General features: G+C 38.3%; 13 protein-coding genes and 1 tRNA gene. 12 read left to right on the top strand and 2 right to left on the bottom strand.

The features are described from left to right. Positions 1–11 precede the first annotated feature (11 nt). The 5 genes from R8495_RS08570 (at position 12) to yihA (ending at position 6,313) form a co-directional block, all read left to right on the top strand. Positions 12–1,691, top strand: coding sequence for a ribonuclease J (locus R8495_RS08570; protein ID WP_317635058.1), 1,680 nt, complete (start codon positions 12–14; stop codon positions 1,689–1,691). Positions 1,692–1,821: 130 nt separating this feature from the next. Further along, a complete protein-coding gene (gene tuf, locus R8495_RS08565) occupies positions 1,822–3,012 on the top strand; it encodes an elongation factor Tu (RefSeq protein ID WP_317635057.1) in 1,191 nt (396 codons plus the stop codon). A gap of 137 nt (positions 3,013–3,149) precedes the next feature. Beyond that, entirely contained in the window at positions 3,150–4,448 is a 1,299-nt protein-coding gene (tig, locus tag R8495_RS08560) for a trigger factor (RefSeq protein WP_317635056.1), read from the top strand. 36 nt (positions 4,449–4,484) lie between these two features. Next, positions 4,485–5,720: an ATP-dependent Clp protease ATP-binding subunit ClpX gene (clpX, locus tag R8495_RS08555; RefSeq protein WP_317635055.1), complete on the top strand. Its 1,236-nt coding sequence runs from the start codon at positions 4,485–4,487 to the stop codon at positions 5,718–5,720. Further along, entirely contained in the window at positions 5,720–6,313 is a 594-nt protein-coding gene (gene yihA / locus R8495_RS08550; RefSeq protein ID WP_317635054.1) for a ribosome biogenesis GTP-binding protein YihA/YsxC, read from the top strand. Before clpX ends, yihA begins: the two co-directional genes overlap by 1 nt. A 42-nt stretch (positions 6,314–6,355) precedes the next feature. Here yihA and R8495_RS08545 read toward each other — a convergent pair whose 3' ends face one another. After that, positions 6,356–6,487, bottom strand: a complete 132-nt coding sequence (locus R8495_RS08545) for an SPJ_0845 family protein (protein WP_317635053.1) — start codon at positions 6,485–6,487, stop codon at positions 6,356–6,358. A gap of 127 nt (positions 6,488–6,614) precedes the next feature. Between R8495_RS08545 and R8495_RS08540 the strand changes: the two genes are divergently transcribed. The 4 genes from R8495_RS08540 (at position 6,615) to R8495_RS08525 (ending at position 9,975) form a co-directional block, all read left to right on the top strand. Continuing rightward, positions 6,615–6,695, top strand: a tRNA-Tyr gene (locus R8495_RS08540). Positions 6,696–6,743: 48 nt separating this feature from the next. After that, on the top strand, positions 6,744–7,457 hold the full coding sequence (locus R8495_RS08535) for a GntR family transcriptional regulator (protein ID WP_317636624.1): 714 nt from the start codon (positions 6,744–6,746) through the stop codon (positions 7,455–7,457). 21 nt (positions 7,458–7,478) lie between these two features. Then, entirely contained in the window at positions 7,479–9,011 is a 1,533-nt protein-coding gene (locus R8495_RS08530; protein WP_317635052.1) for an O-antigen ligase family protein, read from the top strand. 1 nt (position 9,012) lies between these two features. Then, the gene (locus R8495_RS08525) at positions 9,013–9,975 is read left to right on the top strand and encodes a glycosyltransferase family 2 protein (protein ID WP_317635051.1); all 963 of its coding nucleotides are present in this window, start codon (positions 9,013–9,015) and stop codon (positions 9,973–9,975) included. On the opposite strand, the gene R8495_RS08520 is transcribed toward R8495_RS08525, so the two are convergent. Continuing rightward, positions 9,950–10,678, bottom strand: coding sequence for a WecB/TagA/CpsF family glycosyltransferase (locus tag R8495_RS08520; RefSeq protein ID WP_317635050.1), 729 nt, complete (start codon positions 10,676–10,678; stop codon positions 9,950–9,952). The genes R8495_RS08525 and R8495_RS08520 overlap by 26 nt on opposite strands. A gap of 67 nt (positions 10,679–10,745) precedes the next feature. On the opposite strand from R8495_RS08520, the gene R8495_RS08515 reads away from it, so the two are divergent. From R8495_RS08515 to R8495_RS08505, 3 genes are all read left to right on the top strand, one after another. Continuing rightward, positions 10,746–11,693 carry an NAD-dependent epimerase/dehydratase family protein gene (locus R8495_RS08515; RefSeq protein WP_317635049.1) on the top strand — a complete coding sequence of 316 codons (948 nt, stop codon included), beginning with the start codon at positions 10,746–10,748 and terminating at the stop codon, positions 11,691–11,693. Next, positions 11,674–12,750 (top strand): glycosyltransferase family 4 protein, encoded by a 1,077-nt coding sequence (locus R8495_RS08510; RefSeq protein WP_317635048.1) that lies wholly within the window; start codon positions 11,674–11,676, stop codon positions 12,748–12,750. The genes R8495_RS08515 and R8495_RS08510 overlap by 20 nt, the downstream gene beginning before the upstream one ends. Before the next feature lie 173 nt (positions 12,751–12,923). Next, positions 12,924–15,578 (top strand): cation-translocating P-type ATPase, encoded by a 2,655-nt coding sequence (locus R8495_RS08505; protein ID WP_317636623.1) that lies wholly within the window; start codon positions 12,924–12,926, stop codon positions 15,576–15,578. Positions 15,579–15,658 lie beyond the last annotated feature (80 nt).

Genomic DNA, 15,658 nt, shown 5'->3' with positions numbered 1-15,658 from the left:
GTGATTTGTATTTGGGAAATGTGAAAATTATTTCACTTGGCGGCGTGCGAGAAAATGGTAAAAACATTTACGCAGTTGATGCCGACGGGGAGATTTTTGTGCTGGACTTTGGCCTTAAATACCCCGAAAACGAAATGTTAGGAATTGATGTGGTAGTGCCAGATTTTACTTATCTGGAAGAGAATATTGATCGTATTGCAGGAGTTTTTCTGACTCACGGACATGCTGATGCAATTGGCGCATTGCCTTATTTTTTGCATAAAGGATATAATATTCCGATTTTTGGCAGCAAACTGACGATCTCGTTGGTTAAGAATAATATTATCGATACCAAGATGAAGAATAAGTATAACTTTAATGTTATTGATGAAAACTCTGAGATCGACTTTGAAAAGGTGACAATTTCGTTTTTTAAGACGACTCATACAATTCCTGATAGTTTAGGAATTGTCCTTAACACTTCAGAAGGTAAGATTGTTTACACGGGAGATTTTAAATTTGATTTTTCACAAACCGGACCATATGAAACCAATTTAAATCGGCTGGCTCGGATTGGTGAAGAAAATGTGGTTGCTCTTTTAAGCGATTCTTCAAATGCCGAATCAATGCTTTCTTATAACACAGATCAAGAAGTTACTTCCTACATCAATGAGACCTTCAAGTATCATCCGGGTCGAATTATTGCCGCATCGGTGGCATCCAATATTGTACGAATTCAACAGATTATTAATGCGGCGGAGTATAGCAATCGAAAGCTGGCAATTTCGGGTCGGGATTTGGAAAAAATCGTCCGCACGGCGATGAAATTGAAGTATTTAAAACTTTCAGAAGGTTTGCTGATTCCGTTAAAGGATTTGAAGAATTATCCAGATGATCAGCTGGTCATTTTGGAAACTGGCAAAATGGGTGAACCAATGAAGTCGTTGCAGCGTATGGCAATTGGCCGCTATAAGAATGTTCGAATTAGGCCAGGAGATTTGATTATGATTACCACTTCTCCTTCATACGCAATGGAGACGGCAATGGCCAAAACAAAAGATTTGATTTACCGCGCAGGTGGTGAGGTCAAAACTTTAAATGATGATATTAATGCAACTGGTCATGCTAGTCGTCATGATTTACAAATGTTGATTAAGTTGATTCATCCTAAATATTTGGTTCCAATTCAAGGAGAATATCGCCAGCTTGCTGCTCATCAAGAGATTGCTGAAGAAGCAGGGATTTCAAGCAAAAATGTATTCATTAGTGATATTGGAGATGTTTTAGAAATCAAAAAAGGCGCCATGCACCAAGCCAAATCTGTTCCTGCTGGCGATGTGATGATTGACGGAATCGGGGTAGGAGATATTGGCAGCATCGTTTTAAGAGATCGTAAGATGCTTTCAGAGGATGGAGTTTTTGTTTCAACGGTAACAATTGATCGGAGAAATCGCAAAATCATTTCAACTCCGAAAATCGTTGCAAAGGGATTTGTTTATAATAAAACAAACCAAGAATTGTTAAACGATAGTAAAGAAATTATTAAAAAATCGGTTTTAGAATATTTGCAAAAAGATGATTTTGATTGGTCAGAAATTAAGCAAGATGTGCGTGATGATTTAAGTAAATTCTTGTTTGATCAGACCAAACGGCACCCGGTAATTTTGCCGGTAATCATGGAAGTAAATCAAAATAAGTCAAATCGTCAGTAAATCTAACAAGCGATATGTGTTTACAAAGATTGATTTAGTCGGTATAATATATACTCGGAACGCTTCCAAGCAATTTACTGCTAAATAACGATAATTATTATTTAAGAAAATCTAGGAGGTCCATTTTTAAATGGCTGAAAAAGAACATTACGAAAGAACTAAGCCGCACGTTAACATTGGTACTATTGGTCACGTTGACCATGGTAAGACAACATTAACTGCTGCTATCACTCACGTACTTTCAAAGAAAGGTCTAGCTAAAGAACTTGATTACGCAGGAATCGATGCTGCTCCTGAAGAAAAAGAACGTGGAATTACAATCAACACTGCTCACATCGAATATGAGACAGACAAACGTCACTATGCTCATATGGATGCCCCAGGACATGCAGATTACATCAAGAACATGATCACTGGTGCCGCTCAGATGGACGGTGCAATCTTGGTAGTTGCAGCAACTGATGGTCCAATGCCTCAGACTCGTGAACATATCTTGCTTGCTCGTCAGGTTGGTGTTGAATACATCATCGTTTTCATTAACAAGATTGATTTAGTTGATGATCCTGAATTAGTTGACCTTGTTGAAATGGAAGTTCGTGAATTATTAAGCGAATATGGTTTCCCTGGAGATGATTTGCCAGTACTTCGTGGCTCAGCATTGAAAGCTCTTGAAGGCGATGCTGAATACGAAAAAGTTATCGAAGAATTGATGGATACGGTTGATGAATACATCCCAACTCCAGAACGTGATACTGACAAGCCATTCTTGATGCCAGTAGAAGATGTCTTCACAATTACTGGTCGTGGAACTGTTGCTTCTGGTCGTGTTGATCGTGGTACAGTTACAGTTGGTGACGAAGTTGAAATCATCGGTTTGAAACCTGATATTTTGAAATCAACAGTTACTGGTGTTGAAATGTTCCATAAGACACTTGATACTGGTGAAGCTGGAGATAACGTTGGTATCTTACTTCGTGGTATTAACCATGATCAGATCGAACGTGGACAAGTTTTAGCTAAGCCAGGTTCAATCAGTACTCACAAGAAGTTCCGTGGTCAGGTCTACATTCTTTCTAAAGACGAAGGTGGACGTCATACTCCATTCTTCTCAAACTATCGTCCTCAGTTCTACTTCCATACTACTGATGTTACTGGAACAATTGAACTTCCTGACGGAGTTGAGATGGTTATGCCTGGTGATAACGTTGCATTTGATGTTGAATTGATCTCACCAGTTGCTATTGAAAAGGGAACTAAGTTTACTGTTCGTGAAGGCGGTAAGACCGTTGGTGCTGGACAGGTAACAGAAATTCTTGACTAATTGAATTTTAATTTATTGAATTCAAATGGGGACTCTTTTAAATAGAGTCCTCTTTTTTTTTGAGAATTGAATAGATTTACAAACTAGGTCTGCTATAATATAGTTCTATGTGATGACTTAAATCATGGAGGAAATTAATGAAACCAGTATGGGAAAAAACGGGAACTAACGAAGGAACATTAAAGTTCTCAATAGATAAAGAAGAAGTTTCGAAAGCCGTTGATCAGGCTTTTAATAGAATTAAAAATCGAGTGCAATTACCAGGATTTCGTAAAGGTAAAGTAAATCGGACTGTTTACCGTCAATTTTACGGTGATGAGAGTCTTTATCAAGATGCTTTAGAAGTTGTATTTCCAAAATCTTTTGAGAAAGCTTTTAAAGAAGTTGGGATTGAACCAGTAAGCAATCCTGATTTGACAATTGATAAGATGAATCCGGACGAAGATTGGGTTCTTGAAGCTAAAGTGACAGTTAAACCAGAAGTTAAACTTGGCAAGTATAAAGGTGTCGAAGTTGAGAAAATTGACCGTACAGTAACTGACGAAGATGTTGATAAAGAAATTCAAAGACGCCGTGAACAAGAAGCAGAATTGGCAATTAAAGACGGTGCAGCTGAAGATGGAGATACTGTTGTAATCGATTATGTCGGCACGATTGATGGCGAAGAATTTGATGGTGGTTCTGCAAAGAATTATTCTTTGGTATTGGGCTCAAATAGTTTTATTCCAGGATTCGAAGATCAATTAGTTGGTCATAAAGCTGATGATGATGTTGACGTTAAAGTTACTTTCCCTGAAGATTATCAAGCGAAGGATTTGGCTGGCAAAGAAGCTCATTTCGCTGTTAAAATTCATGAAGTTAAAGCTAAAGAATTGCCTGAACTTGACGATGACTTTGCCAAAGATTTAGATCTTGGCGTTGAGAATTTGACTGAATTAAAAGATAAGATTCGTTCAATACTTGAAGAAGAGAAGAACGATAACGCTGATCGCGATATGCAGAACAATGCAATTCAGCAAGTTCTTGAAACAAGTGAAATTGAAGAAATTCCACCAGTAATGATTGAAAAAGAAGTGGATCAACAACTAACTCGCTTTAATGCAGCATTACAAACTCGTGGTTTCAGTATGCCAATGTATCAGCAAGTTACAGGTACTACGACAGAGGATTTGCGTAAACAATACGAAGAAGAAGCTAAAGATAATGTTTTGACTAATTTAGTTCTTGAAGCAGTTGTTAAAGCAGAAAATATCAAGCCTTCGCAAGAAGATATTGATGAAGAAATCAAAGAATTGGCTGAAGAATACAAGATGGAACCTGAGCGAGTTCGTCAAACTTTAAGCGACGACATGCTGATTCATGATATTGGAATCAAACAAGCAATTGATATCATTGTTGACTCTGCAAAAGAAGTTGAAGGTAAAGACAAAAAATAGACCCAATCAAAGAGTTATGAAATTTGAGGTTAATGATTGAACAACGAAGAAAACGGAATTATTAGGTGCTCTTTTTGCGGAAAAACGCAAGATGAGGTAGAGAAAATCATTGCGGGACCAGGAGTTTACATTTGTAACGAATGTGTTAACCTGTCAAAAAGTATCATTGACGATCAAATTAAAATCGACGAGGGTGATGATGAGCTTTCGCTGACGGATTTTCCAAAACCAGCAGAAATTAATAGTTATTTAGATGATTATGTAGTTGGCCAGGATGAAGCAAAAAAATCCTTATCAGTGGCGGTTTATAATCATTACAAAAGAATTGCTCAGCAAAATGAAAGTGACGTTGAGATTCAAAAGAGTAATGTAGCGTTGATTGGACCAACAGGTTCAGGAAAGACCTATTTAGCCCAAACTTTAGCCAAAATTTTGAATGTTCCGTTTGCGATTGCTGATGCTACATCGTTAACCGAAGCAGGTTACGTGGGCGAGGATGTCGAGAATATTTTGCTAAAATTATTACAGGCTGCTGATTATGATGTTAATTTAGCTGAGCGAGGCATAATTTATATCGATGAGATCGATAAAATTGGTCGAAAATCCGAAAATGTATCTATTACAAGAGATGTTTCAGGTGAAGGCGTTCAACAGGCCCTTTTAAAAATTTTAGAGGGAACAGTGGCTAGTGTTCCGCCTCAAGGTGGGCGTAAACATCCTCAACAAGAAATGATTCAAATTGATACAAAAAATGTTCTCTTTATCGTTGGTGGAGCTTTTGATGGCTTAGAAACAATCATTAAAGAACGGCTGGGGCGAAAAGTTATCGGCTTTGGAGCTAGTAATCAAGATCTAAGCGAAGATCAAGTTTTGCAACAAGTGATTCCTGAAGATTTGCTGAAATTTGGTTTAATTCCTGAATTTATCGGTCGTCTGCCTATCATTCAAACTTTAAGTAGATTAACAACGGCTGATTTAGTTAGTATTTTGACTAAGCCAAAAAATGCTTTGGTTAAACAGTATCGTTCTTTGATGAAAATGGACGATGTTGAATTGGAATTCACTGATGGTGCGTTAGAGGCCATTGCAGAAGAAGCAATTAAACGAAAAACTGGCGCTAGAGGATTAAGGTCGATTATTGAAAGATCAATGCGTGATGTTATGTATGATGTCCCTAGTCAAGGTAACGTTGAAAAAGTTATCGTGACCAAATCTTCGATTGAAGGCGCTCAAAAGCCAAAAATTGTTTTAAAAACAGCTGAGGCATCGTAATGGCAAATAAAGACCAACAATTTGTGACAAGTGCCGTTAAAGCTGTTGATTTTCCGAAAAGTAATCTAGCACGGATTGCTTTTTTTGGTCGTTCCAATGTCGGTAAATCAAGTTTAATTAATACACTTTTGAATCGCAAAAATTTAGCAAGAACTTCCAGTACTCCAGGAAAAACTCAAACAATTAATTTCTACTTGCCAGTTGATCAAAGTTATCAATTGGTCGATTATCCGGGTTATGGGTATGCAAAAGTAGGAAAATCCAGACGCCAAGAAATTGATCAGATGATTCGCACGACAGTGCAAGATCTTGAGAATTTACGGGGAATCGTTCAGCTGGTGGACGGAAGAATTCCGACTCAGCAAGTTGATTTGGACTTTGAGAAATTTCTAAATCGGGTCGGGGTCCCTCATATGATTGCTGTGACTAAAACAGATAAAGTTAAAAAAAGCGATCTAAGCAAGCTAGAACGTCGAATTGAAACCGATTTTGGTCAAAATGTTGAGCTGGTGGAGTATTTACTGACGAGTACCGTGACCAAGACAGGAATTGATAATTTAAATGCTTGGATTAAGGAAGTAATTGGATTTTAAGGCAGAGAAAAAGACGCAAGAGCGCCTTTTTTTGTTGCAAATTTAGTCTTTTTTATCTAAGGTTTGATCTTGTTTTTTAAGATCTTTGGCCTTCTTTTTCTCGTCTTCAGGGAGAGTTGCAAATTGATCGAAAAGACTCTCCAAATTTAATTCCCGGTGAATTTTTAGTGCCATAGGCTACCTCCTCTATTGTCTTATATTGTAGCTTGCTTGGTGGCAAAAGAAAAGTCAATTACATAAATATTTTACGAGCACACTCTTGCAAAATACGATTAAAATCTGTAAAATAATTAACTGTATCGGAGGAGTAGCGAAGTGGCTAAACGCGGCGGACTGTAAATCCGCTCCTTCGGGTTCGGTGGTTCGAATCCACTCTCCTCCATTTCACTAGCTCCGAACACGGGGCTTTTTTTTATAAATTATGTATAATATGAGTGAACCAGCGTATATCCGCATTTATAACGATATAAGAAAAAAAATAGAAGTTAACGATTGGCATGTAGGGCAGAAATTGCCTTCAGAGAGAGCGTTAGCAAAAGAATATCAAGTTTCTCGCATGACGTTGCGTCAGGCAATTCAATTTTTGGTTCGCAACGGTCTTTTGGTTCGCCGTGTGGGAGCAGGGACTTTTGTTGCCAATAAAAAAGTTCAGGAGAAAATGGAAGGAGTCACTGGTTTCTCAGAAATCATTAAGGCTCAGGGGAAAACGCCATCGTTCAAGACGGTTTCGTTTGTTGAAGTTGTACCTAACGATACGGAAAAAGAAGTTTTACAACTAAAAGCGAGCGATAAAATTATGCGGATTGAAAGAATTAGATTTGGCGATGAGATTCCGATTTGCTTTGAAGTAGCGGCTGTTCCACTGAATTTTATTGCCGGGGCTAAAAAATCCGAAATCGTAAATTCACTTTATAGCGCAGTGCAACAAAGTACTGGTCAGCGGATTGGGCGAGCGGAGCAGAATGTTACTGCGGTACTTAGCAACGAAAAAATTTCGGGCTATCTTGAAATTCCTTATTCTTCTGCAATTTTAAAGTTACAACAAGTTTCATATTTAGATGATGATCAGCCGTTCGAACTAGTAATTGCTCAATATGCAGGTGATCGTTTTGAGTTTTACTTAGAGAGGAGAAACACTTTTTAATCTATGAGCAATTTCAAAAAGATGAGCCTTTTAGGCAAAACGTTTGTAATTTTCATTTTACTGCAGCCATTTTTAGATTTTTATTTCTTTTATGTACCCCCGTTATCGAAAATTTTTCCCTTTGCTATTTCAACAATTATTAGGATTATTTTCACGGCAGTTTTGGCAATTTTTTATTTGCGGGAGAAGCCTGATCGAAAAGTCTTAAAGTGGGTGTTGATTTATTTAGGTGTGTGTATTGTTTATTTTGCTTTGCATGTGTTAAATGCACGGCATTTCAATTCATTCTCGACCACAAATTTCAATTTCTCACTTTTTGGTGAAGCATTTTACCTAATTCGGATGCTGATTCCGGTCTTTATCATTTTACTGACGACGCATGTTGATTTTGGTTTTGCGACGTTTAGTGTGCTTACCCAAACATTAGCTTGGATTGTTTCTGGCAGTATCGTTTTATTCAATTTGATTAAGTTAAGTCTGGCATCTTATGGCGATGGGTTCATTTCCGGCAATATTTTTGAGTGGTTTACTAATGGAGACCCAGGAAGTTTTTACGGATTTGCTTCTAAAGGTTTCTTCTATTATGCTAATTCAATTTCCGGAGTTGTTCTGCTTTTAGTGCCATTTATTCTCTACTTGATTTTTACAGCGCCCAAATGGAACAACTTAAGTTTGGCAGTTGTTCAGCTATTGAGCTGTTTAATGCTGGGGACCAAAACAGCGATGTTAGGTTATTTGGCACTTTTATTTGGCACTTTATTAATTTTTCTTTTTACTTATTCGCTTGGCAAAGAAAAGACTCTTCATCGTAGTTCAATAGGGCTTAGTTTCTTACTTTTATTGATTGCAGGTTCAATCATTCCGTTTTCTCCGATGTCAAACCGCAGCCTAACAAACGATGTGACAATTACTGAGAAAAACAGTAATAAAGCAGCTCTTTTAAAGCAGCAGCAGGTTCTTAAGCGTGAATTAGAACATAAAGCTCATGGGAAAATTACGCCATTGATGCGCTATATTCAGGCGAATTATCAAGAGTATTCACTAAATCCAGAATTTGTTAATGGGAAATATTCTTATATTATTGACCCCGAGTTTTGGTCTGAAGTAATGAAAGCGCCACTTAAAAAGAGAATGGATTATCGCTATTTAGAAAAAGCGATGCTAGACCGAGTGAAGAAAATTAATAATAATCACTTAGATAATTGGTTTGGCATTACTTATACTAGGATGAATAATATCTTTAACTTAGAGCGTGATTTTCTTTCTCAGTGGTATTCGATGGGATTCTTTGGTGTTTTAATTCTCCTCGGACCAATGGTATTTCTGACTTTAAAATTTATTTATCTGTTGCTCTTTAAATTTAAGAGTTACTTTAATTTCCTTAATGCGTCAATGACCTTAGCAATTGTTGGAATTATCGGGTTCTCGGTATATGCCGGAAATATTCTCGATTTTCTGACTTCAGCAGTGTTGTTAGCATTTTTCGTTGGTCAAACGAATGTTTTTTTCAAGCATTCAGACCCCAAAAATAAACCTTTACTTAGGACCCTCTAGCATGGAGCAAAAACTCATTTCGGTCATTATGACCACATATAATGAACGAATCGAAGAATTAAACGAAGCAATTAATTCAATTTTAGATCAAACTTATCCTAATTTTGAGCTGATTATAATTTTGGATAATCCAGAAAATCTTGAATTAAAGAAAACAATCAATGCGTTAGCAGAAGTCGATCAAAGAATTAGATTTTTTGTTAATGAAAAGAATCTAGGCCTTGCACCTTCGCTTAATAAAGCGATCGGCTTAACTCAAGGAGAGTTCATCGCTCGGATGGACGCAGACGATATTTCTTTTTCCGATCGGTTAGCTGTTGAGTTGAATTTAATTGAGGAGCATCAGTATGATGTAGTCACCAGTTCGGCGACGTTTATTGACGAAGAGGGGAAAATTATTGGTTCACATGATCCGATTTTGCGGCTGCCCGAGCATATTGCTAAATTGTTGCCTTATGGCAGTAATTTAGTACATCCCTCTGCTTTCTTTCGGGGCTCTGTGTTACGAGAATTTGGTTATCATCCTTACCCGACGGCCGAAGATTATGATTTGTGGTTGCGTTTAGCAGCTCATCAAAAGAGAATTGCCGGAGTGAGCAGTGAGCTTATAAAATATCGAATTCGGAAAAACTCGATGACTCAAAGTAATAAATTTCAAATGTTTTTGACGGCTCAATATTTACGTTCTAAATTTCGAGCAGGGACTCTTGACTACTTTGATGAAGACGATTATAAAAACTTCTTGAATAAGTACGGTTATAATCCAGAAAAAAAAGCCGAATTTTCCCGGGTGGTTAACGGCTTTTCTGAAGCACTAGGTAATTTGCGGAGATTTAAGTTTAGCGGCGTAAAGGCCTTAATGCCTTTACTTGAAGATAAAATTTATCGCGATTATTTTAGAAATAGCTATCAATATAAGAAAAAATATCGTAAATTGATTACTTTGGAGCAGCATCTCGCTTAGCTTGTTTGACCACTCGCATGAAACGAGGAATTGCTAAGTATCGTTTGAAACGCCGTGGATTAGTAACGAGCCGATAGAGCCATTCTAAATTAATTTTTTGAATGATTTTAGGAGCTCGTTTTACTTTGCCCGTAAATGCGTCAAAACTCCCGCCAATTCCAAGCCAAATTGCAGTTGTGAGCGTCAAATTTTGGTCGATAAACTCCTCTTGCTTAGGCGAACCAAGAGCGACAAAGACGAGTTCGGGTTGAGTATTTTTGATGCATTCAATAACAGGAGTGGAATCTGACAAGTATCCATCAAAAGCTCCAGCAATTTGAATATTGGGATATTCGGTTTTGATTTTTTGCTCAAGGGCTGCGATTACTTCAGGTTTAGCTCCGTAAAACAAAACTTTGAGGTGTTTTTCCTGGGCAACCTGCAAGAGATACAAGAATGTATCGTAGCCAGTAATTCGCTCATTTAACGGTGTTTTTAGTTGTTTGCCAGCATAAATGATTCCAATTCCGTCTGGCGTTAAATAAGTTGATTTGCTAATTAATTTGGCGAATTCAGGATGGCTTCTGGCGTACATGACAATTTCGGGGTTTGCAGTAACAACAAAAGTATTTTGACGGTCTTCAAGACGTTTTACTAAAACTGAATCGAATTCTTGATTGGTGGCACTGACAAAATTAAAGTTTAAAATTTTTTGTATTTTCATTGATATATTTTTTCGACCTTTCTGGAATGCTACAATATTAATATCTTAAAGGATGGGATTAATTAAATTGGCAAAATATTTAATAACTGGCGGAGCAGGTTTTATTGGCTCTACAATTGCAAATACATTACTCGCACAAGGACAAACAGTTGTTGTGGTGGACGACCTTTCGATGGGTCAAGTTCAAAATTTAAATCAAAGTGATCAATTACATTTTCTAAAACATTCAATTACTGATCATGATTTTATTAATGATCTTTTGGATCAAGAAAAATTTGATTATATTTTGTTGGTCGGTGCAGTGGCAAGTGTCGCAGATAGCATTGCCGAACCTGGGCGCACTCATGCAGTGAATGCTGAAGCAAATTTTAACATTTTAGAACATCTACGCAAAGAAAAATTACCTTTGAAGAATTTGCTGTTTATTTCTTCAGCAGCCGTTTATGGTAATTTAGCAGGAGTTCCTAAAAACGAGTTATCGCCAGTGGAACCGGCAACCCAATATGCAGTTGATAAATACAGTACTGAACGAAATGTCATCAATTATCATAATCTTTATGGAATGCCGACAGTCGCAGTCAGGCTGTTTAATATTTATGGCCCGAAGCAAAATCCCAAATCTCCTTATTCAGGTGTCCTTTCTATTATTACGGATTGCTTGATGAACGACAAGAGTTTTAAGCAGTTTGGTGACGGAGAGCAAGTTCGCGATTTTACATATGTAACTGACGTTGTTAATTGCATTTTGGCTTTGCTAGAAGATTCACGTGCATTAGGCGAAGTTGTCAATATTGGGACTGGTCAAAAAGCAACCTTAAATGAAGTGATTACGATCATTGAAGATATTACTGGTCACAAACTGAAAAAAGATGTTTTGCCTGAGCGAAAGGGCGATATCAAGTATTCATACGGTGATCCGTCGAAGTTAAATGATTTAGGATTAGTTGCTAAAGTAGACCTTAAAACGGGTCTTAGAAAATATTGGGAATATTTACTTGAAAATCGCGAACATTAATGCAGGTCAAGAAACGGGTGGAGCGCTGACTCACTTGATTTTTCAGGCTCGAGTTTTAAAAAAACATCAAGTTGATAATGAATTAATATTGTTTACTGACTCAACTGTTGCAAAGGCAGCGAGAGAAAACGGACTTAAATATCAAGTTGTGAATCAAAGAAAACCTGAAGAATGGATCAAATATCTAAATGAGAAGCGCTTTGATTTAGTGCAAACTCATGGGCCGAGAGCTAATTTTTTAGTCGGACTCCAGCAAAAGAAGCTTTTTTGCCCGCGAGTTGTTACAGTCCACAGCGATCCCCGTTATGATTTTTTGGGCGGTGGGCTAAAAGGTAAGATTCAAACTAAATTAAATTTAGCGAGTTTACGGCGTGCTGACGGACTTTTTGTGGTGTCAACGGAGTTAAAAGAGGAGCTTTTGAAGCTCAAAATTCCAGCAGATAAGATTAGTCAAATAATTAACGCAATTGATTTTTCAGCGGAGGTGCCAGCAAAAATCAAGCACGATTTCATGCAGGTTATAATAGTGGCGAGATTGCATCCGGTCAAGGGCCACGCGCGCTTAATTAAAGCTTTGGCCCATCTTAATAATCCGCACATTTTCTTACATGTGGTTGGAGCGGGCGACTTAAAAGATGAATTGAATAATTTGGTAGCAGAAAATGAGCTAACTGAGCAGGTTCAATTTTACGGGGCGTTAGATCAGAGAGCGATCAATGAACTATATTGTCAAATGGATTTAGCGTTGATTGTTTCAAAAAGCGAAGGTTTCCCGCTGGTATTTTTAGAAGCAGCGAACAATGCAGTGCCAGTTTTGATGACTGAACTTTCAGTCACATCGCAATTGATCCCGGATGCTGATAAGGGAATTGTTGTTAATAACAGTCAAGAGGGCATTGAAAAAGGACTGAGTCAGGCTTATCAAATGGGAGTTGAACGACTTTCCCAGCTTGGACAAAACAGTCGTACTTATGCAAGAGATCATTTTGGAGCTGAGCAATTTTTCGAAGATTTGATGACGGGCTACGAAAAATTTAGCAAAAAAGAAAAACTTTGATATAATTTTCATAAATGGCCGCAAGGTAAATTTAAATTTTTGTTGTAAGTGTTCTTAAGCGACCAAGGGGAGATATTTGTTGCAGCAGTTCTTGCCCCCGGACTGTTATAAACTGTGAGACTTATGGCAATAAGCAATAGGTCTCTTTTTATTCTTTGGAGGAAATTTTGGAGATTAAGCCAGAAAAAAGGAAAAAATTTTATGCGATTTCGGTTGAAGATTTAATAGAAGAGTATCGCACTTCTTATGATGGAATCAGTAAAACGCAAGTTCAGCGTTTACAGATGAAATATGGAAAAAATGAAATTCAGGCGGGTCACCAAAAGACCTATCTGGAGATGTTTGTTGATCAGTTCAAAGATTTTATGATCATTGTTTTGATGGTTGCCGCCTTAGTTGCAGGTTTTGTCGCTCATGAATGGGCTGATGCTGTGATCATTTTGGCTGTCGTGATTTTAAATGCGCTGTTTGGCGTTTTTCAAGAATCAAAAGCGGAAGGGGCAATCGATGCGCTGAAAAAAATGTCGACCCCCAAGGCGCGGGTTAAACGCGACGGAGTGATTCATGAGATCGATAGCACGGAATTGGTACCAGGCGATATCGTTGCACTGGAAGCTGGAGATGTTGTGCCAGCTGATCTTCGGCTGTATGAAACCTCGACTTTAAAAATTGAAGAATCGTCTCTAACGGGGGAATCGATTTCGGTTCAGAAATTAGCGACGACCATCAATGAAGATGACGTAGCGTTAGGTGATCAAGCTGATATGGCTTTTGCGGGGACTAATGTTACTTTTGGTCGGGGCACCGGGATCGTAGTTAACACGGGAATGAACACTGAAATCGGTCAAATTGCGTCAATGATTGAAGGAGCAAAGGAAAATATTACGCCGCTTCAGCGCAATCTTTCTCAACTCGGGAAAGTTTTAACTTATCTTATTTTGGTAATTTCGGTTGTCATTTTCCTAATCGGTCTCAGTAAGCACGAAGCCAGCGTGATTAATTTATTAATTATCGCGATTTCAATTGCAGTAGCAGCAATTCCTGAAGGACTGCCAGCGATTGTTACAATAATTTTGGCACTCGGGACCCAAAATCTTGCTAAACATCACGCAATTATTCGTAAACTGCCCGCAGTGGAAACACTCGGGAGTACGGATGTGATTGGTTCTGACAAAACCGGAACTTTGACGATGAATCAAATGACGGTCGAAAAAATTTATACCAATCGTGAGCTTTTAAATAGCGACGCTCCAATTGATCGTCAGGATATGACTTTAAGAGTGATGAATTTCGCTAACGATGCTCAAATTGCAGCCGATGGCAAAATTCTCGGCGATCCGACGGAAACGGCGCTGATCGATTTTGGTCTGAAAAATGATTTCTATATCCAAGATGAGTTAAAGACAACCCCAAGATTTAATGATCTGCCTTTTGATTCAGATCGCAAGATGATGACGTCTATGAATCGCTTTGGCGATAACGCCAATTTGGTGATGACCAAAGGTGCGCCTGATTTGGTGCTAAAACGTTGTACGAAATATCTCAAAAATAACGAACTTTTTGATTTGACGGAAGCTGATCGGGAAGAAATTTTAGCTGTTAACCGCGAGATGGCAGAGCAAGCCTTGCGAGTTCTAGGTTTTGCTTATAAAGTAGTTGATCAGATGCCTTCGCCCATTAATTCTGAAACGATTGAAAATGAGCTCGTATTTGCTGGGATGGTTGGGATGATTGATCCTGAGCGCCCAGAGGCTAAGGATGCAGTAGCTCAGGCTAAACATGCCGGAATTAGAACGGTGATGATTACAGGGGATCACCAGATCACCGCCCAGGCGATTGCTAAACGTTTAGGAATTGTTTCTGATGATGCCAAAGACGCCGTGATCACTGGTAGCGAGTTAAGCCAGCTTAGTGATGAAGAATTAGCAGATAAAATTGAACAATACTCGGTTTATGCGCGAGTTAATCCAGCTGATAAGGTTCGTATTGTTAAATCTTGGCAGGCTAAAAATAAAGTTGTTGCAATGACGGGAGACGGCGTTAACGACGCGCCTGCTTTAAAAGCAGCTGATATTGGCATTGGCATGGGAATTACTGGGACCGAAGTCTCAAAAGGAGCTAGTGATCTTGTACTTGCAGATGATAATTTTGCCACGATCGTTCAAGCGGTCAAAGAAGGCCGGAAGGTTTTTGCCAATATCCAAAAGGCAATTCAGTACTTAATGTCGGCTAACCTTGGTGAAGTAATAACCATTTTTGTTTTAACTTTAATGGGCTGGGATGTTTTAGCTCCGGTTCAGCTGTTGTGGATCAATTTAGTAACTGATACTTTTCCAGCAATTGCCCTCGGAGTGGAGCCAATGGAAAAAGGCATCATGGACCAAAAGCCACGAGGGAGAAATTCGACGTTCTTTACCGGTGGCGTTTTACCAGCGATAATTTACCAAGGAATTGTGGAAGCTGCGATAACGCTTGGGGTTTACTATTGGGCAATCCAATTTCCAGTTCACTCAGATCCAGCGTTGATTCACGGAGATGCGCAAACGATGGCTTATGTGACATTAGCTTTAATTCAACTTTTCCATGCATTTAATGTTAAGTCATTTCAGAAATCAATTTTCCAAGCTAATATTTTTGCGAATAAGACCTTCAATTGGTCAATCTTAATATCTTTAATTCTTCTAGGAGTTACGGTTTTAATTCCTGGATTTAACGGACTTTTTCATGTTACTACTTTGAATCTTGCTCAATGGGGCGTAGTCGTGGCTGGAGCGATCTTAATGGTAGTAGTTGTTGAGGTGGTCAAATTATTTCAGCGGCTCTTCTAACATAATTAGGCGAGAATCTACTCGCCTTTTTCGTTATTTGAAGTTTGGCCGCAAATAGGATATCTTTAGTACTTAGTAAG

It is taken from the genome of Xylocopilactobacillus apicola (genome assembly GCF_033095985.1).
GTDB lineage: Bacteria > Bacillota > Bacilli > Lactobacillales > Lactobacillaceae > Xylocopilactobacillus > Xylocopilactobacillus apicola.
Note: the sequence above shows the minus strand (reverse complement) of the source record. Positions and strands in the feature narration are given on the sequence as shown.

Bases quoted from the DNA above. Each gene is read 5' to 3' on its own strand.
- R8495_RS08525 (WP_317635051.1), top strand. From the start codon at position 9,013: ATGGAGCAAAAACTCATTTCGGTCATTATGACCACATATAATGAACGA.
- R8495_RS08520 (WP_317635050.1), bottom strand. From the start codon at position 10,678: ATGAAAATACAAAAAATTTTAAACTTTAATTTTGTCAGTGCCACCAAT.
- tuf (WP_317635057.1), top strand. From the start codon at position 1,822: ATGGCTGAAAAAGAACATTACGAAAGAACTAAGCCGCACGTTAACATT.
- R8495_RS08545 (WP_317635053.1), bottom strand. From the start codon at position 6,487: ATGGCACTAAAAATTCACCGGGAATTAAATTTGGAGAGTCTTTTCGAT.
- R8495_RS08530 (WP_317635052.1), top strand. From the start codon at position 7,479: ATGAGCCTTTTAGGCAAAACGTTTGTAATTTTCATTTTACTGCAGCCA.
- R8495_RS08535 (WP_317636624.1), top strand. From the start codon at position 6,744: ATGAGTGAACCAGCGTATATCCGCATTTATAACGATATAAGAAAAAAA.
- tig (WP_317635056.1), top strand. From the start codon at position 3,150: ATGAAACCAGTATGGGAAAAAACGGGAACTAACGAAGGAACATTAAAG.
- yihA (WP_317635054.1), top strand. From the start codon at position 5,720: ATGGCAAATAAAGACCAACAATTTGTGACAAGTGCCGTTAAAGCTGTT.